The 210-nt window shown below is 73.8% G+C and carries 1 protein-coding gene; it reads left to right on the forward strand.

Going from position 1 to position 210, the window contains the following annotated elements:
- The coding region (locus tag PROKR_RS37280; protein ID WP_036961198.1) for a dihydropteroate synthase at window positions 1-210 on the forward strand (210 nt) is incomplete at both ends.

Below are 210 nucleotides of genomic sequence, written 5' to 3' on the forward strand. Positions count from 1 at the left end.
CAGACGTCATGGACGACCTCGAGGTGTACGACGACGTCGTGGCCGACGTGCGCGACGAGCTCGCGGCCCGCATGGCCGCCCTGCACGACGACGGCGTGCGGCCGGACCAGCTGATCCTGGACCCGGGCCTGGGCTTCGCCAAGGCCGGCGTGCTGAACTGGCCGCTGCTGGCCCACCTCGACGCGCTCCACCAGCTGGGGCGGCCGGTGC

This window comes from Promicromonospora kroppenstedtii DSM 19349 (assembly GCF_000515355.1).
Taxonomy (GTDB): Bacteria; Actinomycetota; Actinomycetes; order Actinomycetales; family Cellulomonadaceae; genus Promicromonospora; species Promicromonospora kroppenstedtii.